This is a genomic window from Mycobacterium sp. 1081908.1, from assembly GCF_001673535.1.
In the GTDB taxonomy this organism is placed as follows: domain Bacteria; phylum Actinomycetota; class Actinomycetes; order Mycobacteriales; family Mycobacteriaceae; genus Mycobacterium.
Genome location: NZ_LZLY01000076.1, coordinates 1 through 731 on the forward strand (window position 1 = coordinate 1; position 731 = coordinate 731).

The 731-nt window shown below is 75.1% G+C and carries 1 protein-coding gene; it reads left to right on the forward strand.

All coding sequences use genetic code 11. The annotated features are described in order from the left end of the window. Nucleotides 1-150: 150 nt before the first annotated feature. The coding region (locus A5655_RS10760; protein ID WP_156764812.1) for a zinc-binding dehydrogenase at nucleotides 151-731 on the forward strand (581 nt) is incomplete at its 3' end.

Consider the following 731-nt stretch of genomic DNA (forward strand, 5'->3'; position numbering starts at 1 on the left):
ACCAACGCTTCGAGGTCGAGCTTGCCGCGTCGGGCCAGCGCGGCGAGCACCGGGATGTCGCGCGCCGGGTCGCTGGCGCCGTAGACGCTGCCCTGGACCGCCTTGCCGTCGGCCATCAACGACAGCGCGGGGAACGTCACCTCCTCGGCGATGCCGGCGGCGGCGGTGGTGCCGGTCGACGAGTCGCTGCCGCTCGACCTCGCGGCGCTGCTGGGCTGCGGCGTCACCACCGGGGTGGGCGCGGTGATGCGCACCGCGGCCGTGCGTCCGGGGGAGAGCGTGCTCGTGATCGGTTGCGGCGGTGTGGGTTTGGCCGCGATCCAAGGCGCGCGGCTGGCCGGCGCGGCGCCGATCATCGCCGCGGACCGGGTCGCCGGCCAGCTTCCCGCCGCGCTGGCCAACGGGGCAACCGACACGATCGATGCCGGCGAGGTCGACGTCGTCGCCGCGGTGCGCGACCTCACCGGCGGCCTCGGGGTCGATCACGGGATCGAGGTGGTGGGCAAGCCCGCCACGATGCGCCTGGCCTACGAGGCCACCCGCCGCGGCGGCAAGGTGACCCTGGTGGGCGCCGCCGGCATCGCCGAGGAGGTGACGTTCCCCGCGCTGTCGTTGATGGCCGACGGCAAGGCGGTCCAGGGCAGCGTCTACGGCGCCAGCGACCCGGCGCGCGACATCCCGGTGCTCGCCGCGCTGGCCCGACGCGGCAAGCTCGACCTCGAAGCCTCATT